11 protein-coding genes are annotated in these 17,143 nt (G+C 73.2%); 6 read left to right on the top strand and 5 right to left on the bottom strand.

Going from position 1 to position 17,143, the window contains the following annotated elements; translation table 11 throughout:
• Nucleotides 1-103: 103 nt before the first annotated feature.
• The 3 genes from ACWD4U_RS32355 (at nt 104) to ACWD4U_RS32345 (ending at nt 4,612) form a co-directional block, all read left to right on the top strand.
• Nucleotides 104-1,720, top strand: coding sequence for a hypothetical protein (locus ACWD4U_RS32355; RefSeq protein WP_363460953.1), 1,617 nt, complete (start codon nt 104-106; stop codon nt 1,718-1,720).
• A 160-nt stretch (nt 1,721-1,880) separates the two neighbouring features.
• The gene (locus tag ACWD4U_RS32350) at nt 1,881-3,020 is read left to right on the top strand and encodes a hypothetical protein (protein WP_363460951.1); all 1,140 of its coding nucleotides are present in this window, start codon (nt 1,881-1,883) and stop codon (nt 3,018-3,020) included.
• A gap of 134 nt (nt 3,021-3,154) precedes the next feature.
• A complete protein-coding gene (locus tag ACWD4U_RS32345) occupies nt 3,155-4,612 on the top strand; it encodes an alkaline phosphatase PhoX (RefSeq protein WP_363460949.1) in 1,458 nt (485 codons plus the stop codon).
• A 69-nt stretch (nt 4,613-4,681) separates the two neighbouring features.
• Here the strand turns inward: ACWD4U_RS32345 and ACWD4U_RS32340 are convergent, their stop codons facing one another.
• Nucleotides 4,682-6,280, bottom strand: a complete 1,599-nt coding sequence (locus ACWD4U_RS32340) for a PucR family transcriptional regulator (protein ID WP_363460947.1) — start codon at nt 6,278-6,280, stop codon at nt 4,682-4,684.
• 231 nt (nt 6,281-6,511) lie between these two features.
• On the opposite strand from ACWD4U_RS32340, the gene pruA reads away from it, so the two are divergent.
• The 3 genes from pruA (at nt 6,512) to ACWD4U_RS32325 (ending at nt 13,049) form a co-directional block, all read left to right on the top strand.
• Entirely contained in the window at nt 6,512-8,140 is a 1,629-nt protein-coding gene (gene pruA / locus ACWD4U_RS32335; protein WP_363460945.1) for an L-glutamate gamma-semialdehyde dehydrogenase, read from the top strand.
• A 109-nt stretch (nt 8,141-8,249) separates the two neighbouring features.
• Nucleotides 8,250-9,179, top strand: a complete 930-nt coding sequence (locus ACWD4U_RS32330) for a proline dehydrogenase family protein (protein WP_363460943.1) — start codon at nt 8,250-8,252, stop codon at nt 9,177-9,179.
• 333 nt (nt 9,180-9,512) lie between these two features.
• Nucleotides 9,513-13,049, top strand: coding sequence for a hypothetical protein (locus ACWD4U_RS32325; RefSeq protein WP_363460941.1), 3,537 nt, complete (start codon nt 9,513-9,515; stop codon nt 13,047-13,049).
• A 628-nt stretch (nt 13,050-13,677) separates the two neighbouring features.
• On the opposite strand, the gene ACWD4U_RS32320 is transcribed toward ACWD4U_RS32325, so the two are convergent.
• From ACWD4U_RS32320 to ACWD4U_RS32305, 4 genes are all read right to left on the bottom strand, one after another.
• Nucleotides 13,678-13,932, bottom strand: a complete 255-nt coding sequence (locus ACWD4U_RS32320) for a hypothetical protein (protein ID WP_363460939.1) — start codon at nt 13,930-13,932, stop codon at nt 13,678-13,680.
• A gap of 3 nt (nt 13,933-13,935) precedes the next feature.
• Nucleotides 13,936-14,208, bottom strand: coding sequence for a hypothetical protein (locus ACWD4U_RS32315; RefSeq protein WP_363460937.1), 273 nt, complete (start codon nt 14,206-14,208; stop codon nt 13,936-13,938).
• Between the two features lie 40 nt (nt 14,209-14,248).
• Complete coding sequence (locus ACWD4U_RS32310) at nt 14,249-14,770, bottom strand: hypothetical protein (RefSeq protein WP_363460935.1); 522 nt, start codon at nt 14,768-14,770, stop codon at nt 14,249-14,251.
• Between the two features lie 5 nt (nt 14,771-14,775).
• Nucleotides 14,776-17,143 (bottom strand): RHS repeat-associated core domain-containing protein (locus tag ACWD4U_RS32305; protein WP_363460933.1); only part of this gene is annotated, 2,368 nt, incomplete at its 5' end.

Below are 17,143 nucleotides of genomic sequence, written 5' to 3'. Positions count from 1 at the left end.
TGACGGACCGATACGCGTCGGTCCGCACCGCCGTTCCCGGCTCGCGAGCCGCGGGCGCCTCCCGGGGGCGGTCCCTCCAGCGAGTACGGGAGAAAAGCGCGCGATGGCCGGACGTAGCCGTTTCACCCCTGACCAGCCGTCCGACGCCGGCGAGGGCCTGCTGCCGGCCGACTACGACCTGGCGGACCTGTACGGCGCGCAGAGCGGCGACGAGGACCCGGACGACGCGGCGGTGCTGGTCCCGCCGATCGTGCTGCCCGACGACCGGGAGCTGGCCGCCTCCGCGCTCGCCGTCCCGCTGATCGCCCAGGTGGTGGCGCTGGCCCGCTGGATCGCCCCGCACCGCGAGGTGGACGAGCACGGCGAACTCCTCGACGCCGACCGCGTCCAGGCCGCCCGGATGCTGGGCGCCGCCGACCCGACCGAGGACGAGGTGGTCGAGGCGCTGCGCGCCTGGGCGCTCGCCTGCGACCTCGACCTGATCGAGACCGGCACCACCGAGGAGGGCGCGCACGTCGCGATCCCCGGCCCGGACCTGGAGGCGGTCGAGGCCGGCGAGCCGGAGGCGGTGCTCGGCCTGTGGTTCGAGGCCGCCGAGCTGGTCCGCGAGCTGGCCGTCGAGGCCGAGTCCGTCGACCCCGAGGCGGACGGCTCCGCGGACGGCGCCCCCGAGGGCGAGGCCGCCGGCGAGGAGGCGGAGGAGGGCCTGGCCGAGGTGGAGGGCGCCCGCGAGGAGGCGGCCGAACTCCTCGACGAGGCGATGCACGTGCTCTACGAGGCCACCGCCTTCGCCGAGCCGGGCGCCGAGACCCTCCCGCTCGGCGTGCTGGCCGCGCTGCTGGTGGTCCCGGACGGGCAGGAGCCCGACGAGGAGATGCTCGGCGAGATCACCGACGTGATGGTGGTCCTCGACCCGATGCTCGCCGACCTCGCCGAACTCGGACTGCTCGAACACCGGCCGATCGACCCCGAGCTGTTCGAGGAGGAGGACGCGGGCGGGGCCGCCGGACCCGTGGAGACCGACAGCCCGCTCACCGAGGAGGACGCCGCCCGGTTCGGCACCGTCCGGCTCACCACCCTCGGCCAGTACGCCGTCCGCGAGTGGCTGATCGCCGACGGCTACGACGCCCCGCTGGTCGGCGACCTGGCCGAGAGTAGCGGCGCCGAGCTGCTGCGGGCGCTGGCGGAGAACCCCAACCTGCTGCCCGAGGCCGAGCTGAAGGCCTGGCTGTCCGCGCGCGAGCCGGCCGAGGCGGCGCGGGAACTGCTGGGCGGGGCGCGCGGCCGGGACGTGCAGTCGCCGGTGCGCCGCTACTACTGCGTGGCCGCGCTCGGCGAGCTCGGCCAGGACGCCACCGCCGCGGTCGCGGAGGTCGTCGACGACCCCGAGCTCGGCGGCCTCGCCCGCGAGTGGCTGCGCGCCCGGGGCTCCGATGTCGCGGCGGCGGAGCGCCCCGTCGCACTGTGGCGGGTGGTCGACTCGATGGCGGCGGTGCTGCTGATCACCGCCGGCGAGGGCGGCCGCCTCCAGGCCCTGGTCGCGGACCTCCCGGTCACCGACGACCCGGCCAGCTACTTCGGCGAGGTCTGGCGGGTCCCGCACCCCATGACGGTCGAGGTCCTCGAAGCCGTCGGTGAACTCCACCTCGACCGCAAGGTCGCCAAGGAGGCCCGCCGCGCGGCGGTGAAGGCCCGGTCGCTGCGCAACACCAAGGGGTGAACCACCGGTGCTCCCGGAACGGGCGGCTCTTTGTCCTCCCCAGGGGTGGAAGTAGGCCGAAGCTGATGGCCCGACAGGTGGGTGGGGCCTTATCGTGGGGCGATGCCGGGCCCGCCCGGTAGGGAACTTCGTGAGGCTAGTGCCGGGGGTGCGGCGAGGGATGAAGAGGCAGCGCACGAGCGGGCCGTGGGACGCCGAGGACTTCTACTCCGACCACGAGGCGTACAGCCGGCGGGTGTTGGCGGGCGCGGACTTCCCGGTCTTCGCGCTGGACCACGCGGCGGTCGAGGGGGCGTGCGCGGAGGGCGACGCGCCGCCGTGCCGGGACGCGCTGGCGGAGTACGAGATCGCCAACGGCGAGCTCGGGTGGGTGGAGATCCGTTCGGGGGACTGGAGTTCGGCGCAGGGGCCGTACGTGACGGTGCGCACCTACCGGCCGGGGGCGGAGCGGGGCCGGGCGCTGCCGGAGCTGGAGGACGTGGTCGAGGACGAACGCGACCGCCTGTACGAGCAGTTGGAGATCGACGAGGGGGACGGCCCGGGGCGGGTGCGGGCGTTGCGGGAGTGGATCACCGTCGAGGGCGAGCCGCGGGCGGTGCAGGTCCACGAGGATCAGCGGCCGGGCACCGGGTACGGCGCGGTGTGGGCGGGCCGCCTGCGGGTGGACGGGATCACCGTGACGGTGACCGGTCGCGGGGTGCCGCCGGGCGGGGTGGAGCTGCGCCGGATCGAGGACTTCGAGCGGTACGTGCTGGGCCGCACCGCGCTGCTGCGGCGGCTGGCGGAGCGTCAGGAGGACCGCCGGGTACCGCTGGAGGAGCGGGAGCTGCCGAGCGTCGCCGGGCTGGAGGCGCACCGCGAGGTGGTGGAGCACAGCGTGGCGGAGGCGGTCTCGATGGAGGCGCAGCTGCGGGCCGGGCGGCCGCCCCGGCTGCCGCGGCGGCTGCGCGGGGAGGCCGGGCCGGTGCGCTGGGAGGCGGCGGTGCGGCAGCAGATGCGGCTGGCGTCGGAGTCCCGGGACGAGGCGACCGAGGCGGTCACCTCGATGGTCAACCACCTGACCCGGCTGGCGCAGCACGCGGACTGGCTGACCGGGACGCCGGAGGGGTCGGCGGCGGTGGAGGAGGTCGTCCGGTACACGGTGTTCGCCAGCGAGGTGCCGAGCCTGCCGGCGCAGCGGGCGTGGGAGCGGCTGTGGGCGGGCGGGACGCCGGAGCTGCCGTCGGGCACGGAGGACGCCTGGCTGACGGCGTGGGAGCAGTGGCGGGTCGAGCGTACCCAGCACCAGCCGCGTCGGTAAAGACTTGCCCATGGGCTCGTCTTTTGTTGGTAAATGGGCGCATTGACGCTGCGTCCGGTTCACCCACGGTTCACACCTGGCCCGTTGTCTGTCGGTCACCGATGCACATCCCCTCGCCTCCAGGAGTGACCGCCATGTCGCTGTCCCGTCGGGACTTCGTCAACCGTTCGACCATGCTCGGGGCCGGTGTCCTGATCGCCGGCAGCGCCGAGGTGCTGGCCACCGCGCCGGGGGCGATCGCCGCGCCGGCCGGCGGGGAGGCCGCGTTCGCGAAGGGCGGTCACCACGCGGTCGGCTACGGTGAGTTGGTGTCCGACCCGGACGGCATCCTGGCGCTGCCCAAGGGCTTCTCGTACGAGATCATCACCCGGACCGGCCGGACCACCCTGGTCACCGGCGAGTCCACGCCCAGCAACCACGACGGCACCGCCGCGTTCGAGGGTCGGCACGGTGCGACCCTGCTGGTGAACAACCACGAGCTGGCGGGCGCCCGTTCGAAGTGGCCGCACCCGGTGCCGCTGCTGGAGGGCCACGTCTACGACCCGGCCGCGGCCGGCGGCTGCACCGTCGTCGAGGTGTCCGGCCACGGGCACGGCCACGGCCCGCGCCAGGTCCGCGAGTGGGTCGGCATCGCCGGCACCGCGACCAACTGCGCCGGTGGCGCCACCCCGTGGGGCACCTGGCTGACCTGCGAGGAGACCGAGGACAAGGCCGGCACCAACGGCTTCACCAAGGACCACGGCTACGTCTTCGAGGTCGACCCGCACGACCAGGACGCCAACCGCGACCCGCAGCCGGTCAAGGCCTTCGGCCGGTTCGCCCACGAGGCGGTGGTGATCGACGAGAAGCGCGGCCACGCCTTCCTGACCGAGGACGCCTCCAAGCCGAACGGCCTGTTCTACCGCTGGACCCCGCCGGCCGGCTTCCGGCACGGCAAGGGCAGGCTGCGCACCCTGGCCGCCGACGCCGGCGTGCTGGAGGCGCTGAAGGCGTTCGACGCGCAGGGCAAGCTGGTCGACGACCTGTCCCGGGCCACCAAGCCCGGCACCACGTACGGCGCCGACTGGGTCAAGGTGCAGGACCGCGACGCGCGCACCACCTCGATCCGCAAGCAGTTCAAGGACGGCGAGATCACCCGGGCCCGCAAGCTCGAGGGCATGTGGTGGGGCGACAACGGCATCTACTTCGTGTCCTCCTTCGCCCGCGAGGAGTCGCCGCTGCAGCACGACGGCCAGGTGTGGTTCTACCACCCGGTGCGCCGCACGCTGACCCTGAAGGTCATCCTCGGCGTCAACGACGACGTCTGGGCCGACCACGGCAACTTCGACGGCCCGGACAACATCACCGTCTCGCCGCACGGCGGCCTGATCATCGCCGAGGACGGCGTCGGCGTCCAGCACCTGTTCGGCGTGACCCAGGACGGCAGGACCTACGCGCTGGCGCGCAACGAGCTCAACCTCGGCACCGCCGAGGCGCCGGAGTTCAGCGAGTTCACCGGGGTGACCTTCTCGCACGACGGGCGGACGCTGTTCGCGAACATCCAGGAGCCGGGCATCATGCTGGCGATCACGGGCCCGTGGCACCGGATGTGACGCACCGTCACCTGAGCTGAGAACACGCCGGGCCCCGCACCTCCGCCAGGGGTGCGGGGCCTCGTGCTCTCAGCTCTCGTCCAGCCTCAGCTGGAGCATGGCGAGCAGTCGCTGCCGGGGCTGGGTCAGGTCGAGGCCGGTCAGCTGCTCGGCCCGGCGCACCCGGTAGCGCAGGGTGTTGGGGTGGATGTGCAGGGCGTCGGCGGCGTGTCGGACCTCGCCGAGGGCGTCGAGGTAGGCGAGGACCGACTCGGCGAGGCGGGTGTGGTGGCGGTCGTCGTACGCGGTGAGCGCGCTGAGCCGGGGGTCGCGCAGTTCGGGGCGGTCCTGCAGCAGCGCGAGGACCTCGGAGACCAGCACCTCGGCCTGCACGTCGTGCAGGGCGGCGACGTCCGGGACGACTCCGCCGCGGCCCATGGCGTCGAGGATGCGGTCGGCCTGGGCGCGGGAGGCGGGGACCTCGCCCAGGGTGTCGACGGTGGGGCCGATCGCGGCGCGCAGCGGGATGCCGAGGTGGTCGCGGGCGGCGTCGACGGTCTCCTGGGCCCAGGCGCGCAGGGTCGCGAGCGGCAGGCCGGGCGGGAGTTCGGGGAGCAGGACGTAGACCCGGGAGTCGACGGGGGCGAGCAGCGCGCCGCGGTGCCGGGCGGCGGTGTGCACGGAGATCAGGCCGGTGACCTCGTCGCGGCTGAGCTCGGCGTCCCGGTCGTCGGTGGCGGCGGGGGCGTAGGCGAGCACGGTGGCGGGGCGGCGCAGGTCGAGGCCGAGGTGGGTGGCGAGCGACTGGGGGCCGGTGGAGCCCTCCAGCAGGCCGGTGAGCAGGGTCTGGGTGAGCCGGACGTCGGCGGACAGCTCGCGGCGGCGGCGCACCAGTTGGGCGGCGGCGACCCGGGCCGCGCCGACCAGGGCCTGCTCGGCGTGCGGGGCGAGCGGCTGGGCGCCCTCCTGGACCCAGATGGTGCCGAGCGGCTGCGCGCCGGAGCGGATCGCGATGGCGAGGCGGCGGCGGATGCCGAGTTCGGGGTGGGCGGCGATCTCGATCGCGCCGTCCGAGTCGCGCAGGTGCGAGAAGACGCCCCACTCGCGGAGCTTGGAGAGGTACGGCTCGGGGCCCTGCCGGCCGAGGATGGAGAGCCGGCGCAGGTCGTCGACCTCGTCGGAGTCGGAGGAGCGGGAGTAGGCGAGGACCCGGCTGGAGGTGTCCTCGATCGAGACGATGCCGCCGGTGAGGACCGCGACGGTCTGGGCGAGCGAGAAGAGGTCGCCGGAGGCGCCGTCGCCGCTGTCGGGGGCGCTGTCCGGTCCGGCGATGATGGCCCGGGCGAGCGAGTCCAGGTGCTCCCAGCGGGTCTCCCGGCGGACCGAGAGCAGCGCGACGCCGGCCTCGGTGGCGGCCTCGCGCAGCGCGTCGGCCTGGCCGGGCCCGTCGAGCTTGACCGCGACGGCGGCGGCCCGGGCCCGTCCGGCGGCGCGCAGGGCGGGGAGCGCGGCGCGGCCGCGGGCGCCGATGGCGAGGACGAGTTCGCCGGGCGCGGCGGTGGGCGGGTCCTCCGGGTCGAGGATGGCCACGTCGCGGACCGGGACGTCCAGCCCGGCGGGGGCGGCCTGGAGTTCGACCAGGGGTTCGCCGAGCGACATCAGCAGTTGGCGGAGCGGCAGACCGGTCACCGCGCCTCCTTCGTCGGGTCGGACAACGTCCCGGCCCCGAGTTTAGTGAGTCGGACAGCGTCGGAGGGCCGTGACCTCGGCGTGACGGTGTTCGTCCGGGCGGACAACGGCGTGCGGGGGACTTTGGCGGCGCGGCCAACAGTTGCCGGTGGGATCGGGGAATAGCGTTTCTTCATGGCCGGCGTGTGACCCTCGCCGGCGTCCCATGACGAGAAGGAGAGCGTGCGCGCCATGGATGCTGTGACCCAGGTCCCCGCGCCGGTGAACGAGCCGGTCCACAGCTACGCCCCGGGCAGCCCCGAGCGGGTCCGCCTGGAGGCGAAGCTGAAGGAGCTGGGCGGCCAGGGGCCGATCCAGCTCACCATGACGATCAACGGGGAGCGCCGCATGGGCGGCGGCTCCGAGTTCCACGTCGTGCAGCCGCACAACCACGCGGCCCGGCTCGGCACGCTGCGCAACGCCACCCAGGACGACGCGCGCGAGGCCATCGACACTGCCCTGGCCGCCGCGCCGGCCTGGCAGGCGCTCTCCTTCGACTCCCGCGCCGCGATCTTCCTGCGCGCCGCCGACCTGCTGGCCGGCCCGTGGCGCGAGACGCTGGCCGCCGCCACCATGCTCGGCCAGTCCAAGACCGCCCAGCAGGCGGAGATCGACACCCCCTGCGAGCTGGTCGACTTCCTGCGCTTCAACGTGCACTTCGCCCGGCAGATCCTGGCCGAGCAGCCGATCTCCTCGGACGGCGTGTGGAACCGCAGCGACCACCGCCCGCTGGAGGGCTTCGTCTACGCGATCACCCCGTTCAACTTCACCGCGATCGCCGGCAACCTGCCGACCGCGCCCGCGCTGATGGGCAACGTGGTGATCTGGAAGCCGTCCCCCACCCAGCAGTTCGCCGCGCACTACCTGATGCGGCTGCTGGAGGAGGCGGGCCTGCCCAAGGGCGTCATCAACATGGTCACCGGCGACGGCCTGGACGTCTCCGAGGTCGCCCTCAAGCACCCCGCGCTGGCCGGCATCCACTTCACCGGCTCCACCGCGACCTTCCAGCACCTGTGGCGCTCGGTCGGCGAGAACATCTCCGGCTACCGCACCTACCCGCGGATCGTCGGCGAGACCGGCGGCAAGGACTTCCTGGTCGCCCACCCGTCCGCCGACCCGGCGGTGCTGAAGACCGCGATGACCCGCGGCGCCTTCGAGTTCCAGGGCCAGAAGTGCTCGGCGCTGTCCCGCGCCTACGTCCCGGCGTCGATCTGGGCCGGCCTCAAGGACGACTTCCGCGACGAGGTCGAGTGGCTCACCATGGGCGACGTCTCCGACCTGGCCAACTTCATGGGCGCCGTCATCGACGACCGCTCCTTCGCCAAGAACAAGGCCGCCATCGACCGCGCCAAGGCCGACCCGAAGGTCGAGATCCTGGCCGGCGGCAGCTACGACGACTCGGTGGGCTACTTCGTCCGCCCGACCGTCCTGGTCTGCGAGGACCCGGCCGCGGAGTACTTCCGGGACGAGTACTTCGGCCCGATCCTCGCCGTGCACGTGTACGAGGACTCGAAGTACGACGAGATGCTCGCGCAGATGGAGTCGGTGTCGTCCTACGGCCTGACCGGCTCGATCATCGCCCAGGACCGCGAGGCCGTGCAGCACGCCATGCACGTGCTGCGCAACGCGGCCGGCAACTTCTACATCAACGACAAGCCGACCGGCGCCGTCGTCGGCCAGCAGCCCTTCGGCGGCGGGCGGGCCTCCGGCACCAACGACAAGGCCGGCGCCAAGCAGAACCTGATGCGCTGGACCTCCACCCGGTCCATCAAGGAGACGTTCGTCCCGCCGACGGACTACCGCTACCCGCACATGGGCTGACGCCCCCTCGGGCTGACGTCCCATCGGACCGACGGCCCCCCGGGCGGCGGCGCACCACCCCGCGCCGCCGCCCGTCCCCCTCCAGCTGATCCGCCTTCCGGGAGTCCCGATGCTCCGTTCCGCCCTCCTCGCCGCGTCGCGCTCCCCGCAGGTGCGCACCATGGTCGAGAAGTTCCCGCCCACCCACGCCATAGTCGAGCGGTTCATCGCCGGCGACCTGCTGGACCAGGGCGTGACCGCGACCGAGGCGCTGGTCGCCAGCGGCCGCAAGGTCACCCTCGACCACCTCGGCGAGGACACCAAGGACGCCGAGCAGGCCGCCGGCACCGCGCTGGCCTACGAGCACCTGCTGACCGCGCTCAAGGAGACCGGCCTGGCCGCCGACGCCGAGGTGTCGGTCAAGCTCTCCGCGGTCGGCCAGTTCCTGCCGGTGGACGGCGAGAAGATCGCGCTGGAGAACGCCCGCCGGATCTGCGAGGCCGCCGCCGACGCGGGCACCACGGTGACCCTCGACATGGAGGACCACACCACCACCGACTCCACCCTGGCCATCGCCCGCGAGCTGCGCGCGGACTTCCCCTGGCTGGGCGTCGTCCTCCAGGCCTACCTGCGCCGCACCGAGGCCGACTGCCGCGACCTCGCCCACGAGGGCTCCCGGGTCCGGATCTGCAAGGGCGCCTACAAGGAGCCCGAGTCGGTGGCCTTCCAGGGCAAGCGCGACGTCGACCTCGCGTACGTCCGCGCCCTCAAGGTCCTGATGGCCGGTCAGGGCTACCCCATGGTCGCCTCCCACGACCCCAACATGATCAAGATCGCCGGCCAGCTGGCCGAGTGGAACAAGCGCGACGTCTCGTCGTTCGAGTACCAGATGCTCTACGGCATCCGCCCCGAGGAGCAGCTGCGCCTCGCCGAGGCCGGCAACACCATGCGGGTGTACCTGCCGTACGGGCAGGAGTGGTACGGCTACTTCATGCGACGCCTCGCGGAGCGCCCCGCCAACCTGACCTTCTTCCTGCGCGCGATGGCCACCCGCGGCTGACGGTCCGTCATGTGACGTACGGCGGAGCTGACTTCGGCTCCGCCGTTCGGCGTTTTGCGGGGCCCTGCTAGAGATCGAATCCGCTCGGCGGACGGGGATCTCGCGTCCGGGGTCATCGAGGGACGGAGCGATTGACGGCTGCTGCAGCCGGGGAGAGCCTGGAAGGACAGGCAGACGGGAGAGGAGCGAGCCATTTCCTCGATGAAGCACCTGTGGCGAGAGTCGGCCCGCGTGGTGTGGTGCTGGCCCCCCTATGGTGCGAGGCGTCTGCGAAGGCTGGCGCGACTGTTCCGCTGGGCTTTCGGGGGAAGGCTGTTCGTCCTGATCCTGGGTGTGGCGCTGTCCGGCATCGCGCTGGCTGGTGTCGCCGACCGGGCGGCGCACTGGCGCGGCACCGTGCCCGCCGAGCTGGCCCTGCTGGTGGGGGCCTTCCTGATCGCGGTCAGCCTGCGCGGCTTCCGCACGGTCCGCATCCTGCCGTTCCGCAACCTGGTCGGCGGAGCCCACCGGGACGAGGCGGAGCAGGTCGCGGTCGGCTTCGCCGAACAGCTCGACGGTGAACTCGGACGGATCCGCGACCTGGTGACGCAGGAGCCGGTCTACCAGCCGGCGGACGTGCTCAAACCGGCCAGCGACCGCGGCGAGACGACGCGGGTCGTGCTGTCGCGGGTGCCGTTCCGGTCCGGGGTGGCGGCGGCCGGGCTCGGCGCCGAGATCAAACCCACTGAGGTGGGCACGGTGGCCTTTGGGCCGTTCAAGCTCCAGGTCGGAGCGGTGCTCACACTGTTCGCGCGGATGCTCGGTCAGGCCATGCAGGGCTCCCTGCTGGAGAGCCGGGGCATGCTGGTCGCGGTGGCGGGCCGATCCGGCGGCCGGCACCAGAGCTGGACCGAGCAGACCGAGATCGACGGTGACCTGCGCCGGGCGGGGGCGGTGCTGGCCCGCAAACTCGCCCATCGGATTCAGCTGGAGCAGCCCAAGGGCCACGCCGTCGGCGCCGACGTGCACAGCTTCGAGATGCTCGTCGACGGGCTGGAGTGCTACGACCACTTCCTGCACGAGGGCGACCTCCTGTACCTCGACCGCGCCGAGCAGCACTTCCGAGCCGCGCTGGTGCACAGTCCCCGGTACGCCGCCGCCTACCACAACCTGGGGACGGTCAAGAGCGAACAGGACCGGGTACGCGCGGCCATCGATCTGCCGGTGTCGGCGGTCATCGAGGACGCGGCGCCTCGGCTCTGGTGGCGGGCGATCGACCTCGACCCCGGTCTCGCACCCGCCCGCTTCCAGCTCACCCGGACCTACCTGGACCGGTCCGCCCGCGAGGAGGACCGGCAAGTCCGGGAGAAGCTGCTCGCGCAGGCGGTGCAGTCGGCCCGGGCGGCCATGGCCGCGGCGGACAACTCGGGCGAACGGGCCCTGGCGTCGTACTGGCTCGGTCTGTCGCTCCTGCGCCGGGCCCGCAACCGGGAATCGGAGGACTGGCGATCGGAGGACCGGCGATCGGTTCGCTCCGAAGTGTCGGAGGCGAACCGGCTGCTGCGGCGAGTGATGCGGGCCCTCTACGACGAGCGGGCCCGTCGGCTGGTGGTCGGCGGCGAGCTGTCGGCGGTGCGGCCGCTGTCCGATCGGGTGGCAAGCGTGCACCTGGAGCAGGCCGAGTGCGAGCGGGAGCTCGCCGGTCTGCGATCCGGCCCCATCCGCAGGAGGCACCGGGCCAACGCCGAGCGTCATCAGCGGGCGGCGTTGAAGTGGGGCGCGAACACCGGGGACATCGAGGCCAGGGTCGGGAAGCTGATCGAGGATTCCGCGAACAACCCGAACGAGCGGGACATCCGGGTGAGCCGAGAGAAGGCGCTGCAGCGGTACCTGGCCGCGCTGACCCGCGATCCCCGTCAGGCCGAGGCTCTGAAGGGGATGGCACGCCTCACCTCGAACGACCTGTGGAGCAGCGAGTTCGAGACCGGTGCCATTCTGGTGGCGGCCCATCGGGATCCGGACGACCCCGAACCCTGGCTGGCGCTCTCGCTGGCCTGCCGGTTCAACGGAGACGTCGTCGGAGCGCTCGGCCTGGCCGGCATCGCGCTCACGCAGTGCCCGGAGAACAGGGCCCTGCACCGACGCATGAACGCCCTCTACGCGGCGTTGGGCAGGTCGCAGCAGGTCGGCTCGGCGAGGCGGGCGGCTGCGGCCGGCACCGCGTACTACCCCTACCTGCCGGACATGAGCCCCGCCGATCTGCGTGCCGGACCGGAGGCGTGCACCACCTGGGACCACCGGCCCCGGGAGCGCTGGGTGTCGGCCTGGATGCGGGCCAACGCGGCCGCCGGCGACCTCGGGCGGTCAACCGGCCGGGAGCAGTTGCGAGCGGCCATCGAGGAGATCGAGGAGCTGCGCGCGACGTGGTCCGCCGAGTTGCCCGAAATGCGGCTGGTCGCCCGGCAGTTGGGGCGGCTGCACCTCCGACTGGCCACCGCGCACCCGGCTTCGGAGGCCGCGCGGCGGCATCTGGGGTGGGCCGCCGAATGCCTGGGCGAGGCTGTGGACACCACTCTGCCCGACGGCATGCGGATGCCGCTGCTGTGGCAGGTGGAGTGGGCCGAGGTGCAGGCAGCGCTCGGCGACTCGCGGCGCAGCATCGGGCATCGGCGCACCGCGGACCGGCTGCACCGGGACGCGATCGACGCCTACACCAGGGTGCTCGAACAGCCGCCGGTGGTGGTCCCGATCGACACCGACTCCGGGGTCATCGAACTCGTCGGCGAACCCCCGCACCTGCCCACCCGGGCCCGCGCGCTCGCCGGGCGCGGGCAGGTGTACGCCGCGATGGGCCGCGCTGCCGACGCCCTTCCCGACTGCCTGGACGCACTGCGGCTGGCCCCGCTGTACGCCTTCCCGCGCTTCACCCTGGCCGGGATCTACCGCGACCTGGCCCAGTACGAGCTGGCCGAGCAGCATCTGCGGCGGCTCGTCGAACTCCTGCAGGCCGGTTCGGAGCGGGACCGGGCGCGGTGCGAACTCGCCGACACCTACCGGCGGCAGGCCGGGAGCCGCGCCGGCGAGGAGCGGCGGCGGCTGCTGGAGAAGGCGCTCCATGAGCTGGCCGCCATCACCCGCGAGCCGGGTCCGCACCGCGCCGTCGATCCAGGGATGCACGAGGCGGAGGCGGAGATCCTGCACCTGCTCGGCGACAACAAGGGTGCCGTCGCCGCGCTGCGGGCCGCGTTGGCCGCCGACTGCGGTGGCCCGGGCGAGGCCCGGCGGCGCGACCGGCTCGCCGAGCTGCTGGCCGAGGAGGAATGTCCGGACGCCGTGCTGCGAGCCTTCGAGGAAGCTCGGGCGGCTTGTGCGAAGGAACTCACGCGCAGCGCGGGCACCGACGACGCGCGGCGGCTGCGGGGTCGGCGGGTGATGCTGGCGATGCGTCAGGCGGGGTACCTGGCCGAGCAGGGCATCCGGCTCGAACAGGCCCAGCGGCTCGCGGACGAGGAGCTCGGGAGGGCCCGGCATGCCGGGCTGGGCAGAGGTCAGTTGGCCGACTGCGAGGACACCTGCGGCTGGATCGCCTACCGCCGGGGCCGGTTCGACGAGGCGATCCCGCACTTCGAGGCCGCCCTCGACCGGTCCGGCGGCAACCCGGCCGAGTGGGCGCATCTCGCCCTGAGCCTGGAAGCCCGAGCCGCCAGGGCCACCGGCACCCGCCACGACCGGCAACGGCGCGAGGACGACCTCAACCGGGCGCGGGACATCTGGCAGCAGGTCGTGGACAAGTTCCCGAACAGCGCGGAAGCGGCCACCACCGCCGAGCAGGGCCTGCAGCGCCTCCCGGAACGGCCACACCCGCCGATGCCGCTGGTGCCCAACCCCTGACCACCGTCCGCAACGGCGGCCGCCGGTCAGGGGCCGAGGGTGCGGAAGGCGGCGAGGGAGGAGGCGAAGTCGTCATGGGTGGGGTCGTCGGCGGGGAGGCGGGGAGGCGGGGGAGTTCGGTGCGGGCGAAGTCCTCGGCTGGCGTGCGGAGGGCATCGACGAGTTCGGTGACGGGGACGGTGCCGATCGCGCGCTTGCGTACGGTGACGGCGACGGCGCCCTTGGCCGCGGTGAAGTCGAGGCGAAAGGAGGAGTCGATGCCGTGGAAGGTGACCGCGCCCCGGCCGGCGGCGACCAGGTCGCGGACCTGGTCGAGGAGCAGCCCCACCGACGGGACGATCATCATGCCCTGATCCGGTGTCAGCCCGGCCGAGGCCGCGGAGGAGTCCGGCCCCGAGACCGTCATGTCGCCGAGGTCGAAGCCGCTCGGGTCGCCCTGGTCGGGGCGCCGGGTGAACTGGAAGGTGATCACGGGCGGTAGCTCCTTTCCACGGGGTTCCCGCACGGCTCGGAGGCCGCCGCCACGGCCGGGCAGCACCTGCACCGTGTTCCGGAACGGCCGCATCCGCCGATGCCGTCGGCGGCCGATCGCTGAGCCCCGGTGCTGTCCGGCACGGGAGACCGGGGCTTACAGGTCCTGGAAAGGCGGCTTCGCGTAGTGGTCGACGGCGTCGCCCGCGATGCGGAGGAGGCGCTCGAGGCGGGTGTGGTCGTCCTCCATGGCCGTGAGGACCTCGAATGCCCGGGTGGCGAGGTCGGTCGAGGTGGCGGCCAGCAACTCCGCGTAGAGCAGCCAGCTTCCGTCCTGGCAGGCGGTGAGGGACTCCTCTTCGAGGTCCCGTCTCTCGCGGGCGATCTCGGTCGCGGTGCCGTCGCCGGCCACCAGCTACAGCAGGAGGTCGAGGAACCGGCCCCGTACGGTGGGGGATCGGAGTTCGGCGAGGGCGGCCAGGGCGATCGGGACGATCGCCGGGGCGGGTTCGAACAGGACGACGTCGGAGAAGGCGTGCCCGACGAACGGCCGCGCGCCGTGCGGGTCGTCGTCGACCTGCTGCGCCAGGCGCAGCAGGTCGTCCGCGAGGTGGGCGCCCGACTGGCCGCAGCCGCAGCGCAGTTGGCTCCAGTCCTTGGCCTTGATCTCCAGTTCGAGGAAGGTCATGGCGGGACCGCGGCCGTGCCCTGGCGGTTCTGACGGTCGGTCATCGCTCTTCCGTGCGCCTGTGCTGCTCGCGCAGGGTGGCGGCAGCGAGGCTGCGGATGCGCTTGGTGCGACCCTGATCGGCCAGCAGGGTCAGCAGGCGTGGGTCGGCGGACGCTTCGGCCGCTCGGCGCTGGAGCCAGTCGGACCAGGTCACGACCTCGTCCGCGGTGAACCCGGGCGGGCCGTCCGGACGGTGGAGGGTGTCCAGGACGGCCAGCTCACGGGCGCGGTCGAGGGCGAACCGGCGGACGGAGGAGGGGAGCAGCGCTACCAGCCGGAGCCGCTCCTCCGGGTCGGCGTCGGGGAGCAGCATGACCACCACCGCCGAGGCGAGGGACGGCACCGGCTCGGCCGCGATGGCGCGGGCCAGGGCCGGGCGGGCGGAGGAAAGGTCGGCCCCGCGCTGGTACAGCTCCCAGCGCCGGTGCTCGTCGGCAGCGTCGCCGGCGGGTTCGCTGACGGCCGCCGCGAGCTCGCGCACCGCCGCGGCGAGCTCCGGCTGGTCGTCCGGGTGTTCCATCGTCCCTACTTCCGGTGCCGTTCCATCGAGGCGGCGATGTTCCTGCGGATGGTCTGCAGGTGCTCGTCGACCACCTTCTGCTGCTTGGGCGAGAGCTCGGGGTCGCCGGCCAGCGGCTTTCCGTTCTGGCCGATCCTGACCTCTGCGCCGCCGCCCTTGACGTGGGCGTGTGCGGGCGCGTGGTCGTTCGAGTAGATCTGGATGTGCACGCCCCTGTCGTGCACGATCGTCCCGACGCCAGGGTAGCGCTCGGCGTCTCCCTCCGGCGGGTGCGGGGACAGGCCCAGGGGGTCGCACCAGGTGTGCGGATTGACCACGTAGGCCACCGGGTTGGGTGCCGGGGCGAGACCGAGCGGGTCCGGTGAGGTGTAGCGGGCGGTCTCGGGGTCGTAGTAGCGGTGCAGGTTGTAGTGCAGGCGGGTCTCGGGGTCGAAGTACTGGCCGGGGAAGCGCAGCGGCGTGTACGTACTGCTGTCGCCGGGCCACGTGGTGGTGCCCCAGACGGTGCTGACGGCCCGCCAGGCGATGGTGGCCGCGGCGGGGTCGATGAGCTCGGTGGGGGTCCCCACCAGGTCGGTGACGATGGCGAAGAAGCGACGGTCGACGGTGTCCTGCACCGTGATGGTCTCGCTCTGGGCAAGCGGCCGGTGCCCGGCATGGTCCCAGCTGATGGTGTGCGGGCCGGGCAGGTAGGGGGCGTGGGTGGTCTGCTCGGCGAGGGTGGCGCCGTCCCAGTCGAAGTCGGTCCGCTCGACGACGGCGTCGTTCTCCAGCCGCTGCTTGACGGTGCGTCGGCCGAGCGGGTCGTAGCGGTAGTGCCACTCGGCGCCGTCGGGTGTGGTGACGCCGGTGAGCCGGTCCTCGGCATCCCAGGTGTAGTGCCAGGTGTCGGGTTTCCTGGACAGCCGGGTGACCTGCCGGAGCACGGTGCGGCCGGCGGCGTCGTACTCGTAGCGGACCCGTCCGGCGGTGGTCAGCGTCGTTCCCGAATAGCCGCGCTCGCCTCGGGCGGCGCTGCTCGCGCCGGCGGCGGGCCAGTCCGCGTGGACCAGGTCGCCGGCGGGGCCGTACGCGTAGTGCTCGGCCCAGTCGACGCCGGTGGCGGCGGTGACCCGGCCGACCGGGTCGAGACCGTAGCTCCGGGCGCCCGCCAACTGGTCGTCGACCACGAGGAGGTTGCCGTCGGGCCGGTAGGCGTGGGACCGCCGTTGGAGCTCCCGCTCGCCGGTTCGGACGCTCTGGGCGGTCAGCCGCCGGTTCGGGTCCCAGTCGCTGTGCACCGCGATGCCGCCGATGGCACGCCGCTGCTCCCGACCTGCGAGGTCGTACGTGAAGTCGAGCGTTCCGCCGGGCACCGCGAGTGCGGCGGTCCGGCCGGACCGGTCGTACTGCCATTCGCTGACATGTCCGGACGGGGTGGTGCGGCGGATGCGCCGCCCGAGCGGGTCGTAAGCGTTGCCGACCGTGCGGCCGTTGACCGTGTCGGTGAGGACGTTGCCGCGGGCGTCCACGGTGCGGACCACGTCGGCGTCGGGACCGACGGCGCGGACCAGGTTGCCTGCGAGGTCGTACGTGTACTCGGTGACCCGACCGTCTGCGTCCTGACGGACCGTCTGGCCGAGGACGTCGTAGGCGAAACGGAGGACCTGGCCGAGCGGATTGGTGCGGGCCACCACCTGGGCCGCGGCGTCGAACTCGTAGCGGACGACGCGCTGGTCGAAGTCCCGTTCCTCGACGAGCCGGCCGGCCTCGTCGTACCGGTAGGTCCACTGGCGGCGGAGCGCGTCGAGCACTGCGACCAACCGCATGTCGGCGTCGTAGACGTACTCGTGGCGGGCGCCGTCGGGGGTGGTGCGGGCGGTGAGGGTCTCGAAGTGGGTGTACTCGTAGGTGGTGGTCCGGCCCAGTCGGTCGGTGTGGGTGAGGCAGTTGCCCTCGCCGTCGTAGGTCCAGGTCTCGGTGTGGCCGTCGGGAGCGGTGCGGGAGGCGGGGCGGCCCTCGACCGTCCAGGTGGTGCGGGTGGTGTGGCCGAGTGGGTCGGCGGTGCTGGTGAGGCGGCCGAAGGCGTCGTAGCCGTACCGGGTGACCGCGCCCCCGGGCTCGGTGACCTCCACGGGCAGGCCGGCCGGGTTGCAGCGGATCAGGGTCTCGTCGCCCAGGGCGTTCGTGATCGACGCGAGGTGCCCGAGCTCGTCGTAGGTGTAGCGGGTGGTGGCGCCGAGTGGGTCGGTCAGGCTGAGCCGTTCGCCCGACGGGCCGTAGGTCTGCTGCCAGGTGGCGCCGCCGGGTTCGGTGACGGTGACGGGCAGGCTGAGGCGGTCGGTGTAGGCGGCGAGGGTCTGCTGGCCGTCGGGGCGGGTGACGGCGATCAGG

Source organism: Kitasatospora sp. NPDC002522 (assembly GCF_053595195.1).
This window is presented reverse-complemented; position numbering and strand designations above follow the sequence as displayed.

Excerpts from the sequence above, each read along its gene's own strand:
- ACWD4U_RS32310 (WP_363460935.1), bottom strand. The coding sequence starts at position 14,770 with ATGGAACACCCGGACGACCAGCCGGAGCTCGCCGCGGCGGTGCGCGAG.
- ACWD4U_RS32355 (WP_363460953.1), top strand. The coding sequence starts at position 104 with ATGGCCGGACGTAGCCGTTTCACCCCTGACCAGCCGTCCGACGCCGGC.
- ACWD4U_RS32350 (WP_363460951.1), top strand. The coding sequence starts at position 1,881 with ATGAAGAGGCAGCGCACGAGCGGGCCGTGGGACGCCGAGGACTTCTAC.
- ACWD4U_RS32330 (WP_363460943.1), top strand. The coding sequence starts at position 8,250 with ATGCTCCGTTCCGCCCTCCTCGCCGCGTCGCGCTCCCCGCAGGTGCGC.
- ACWD4U_RS32345 (WP_363460949.1), top strand. The coding sequence starts at position 3,155 with ATGTCGCTGTCCCGTCGGGACTTCGTCAACCGTTCGACCATGCTCGGG.
- pruA (WP_363460945.1), top strand. The coding sequence starts at position 6,512 with ATGGATGCTGTGACCCAGGTCCCCGCGCCGGTGAACGAGCCGGTCCAC.
- ACWD4U_RS32315 (WP_363460937.1), bottom strand. The coding sequence starts at position 14,208 with ATGACCTTCCTCGAACTGGAGATCAAGGCCAAGGACTGGAGCCAACTG.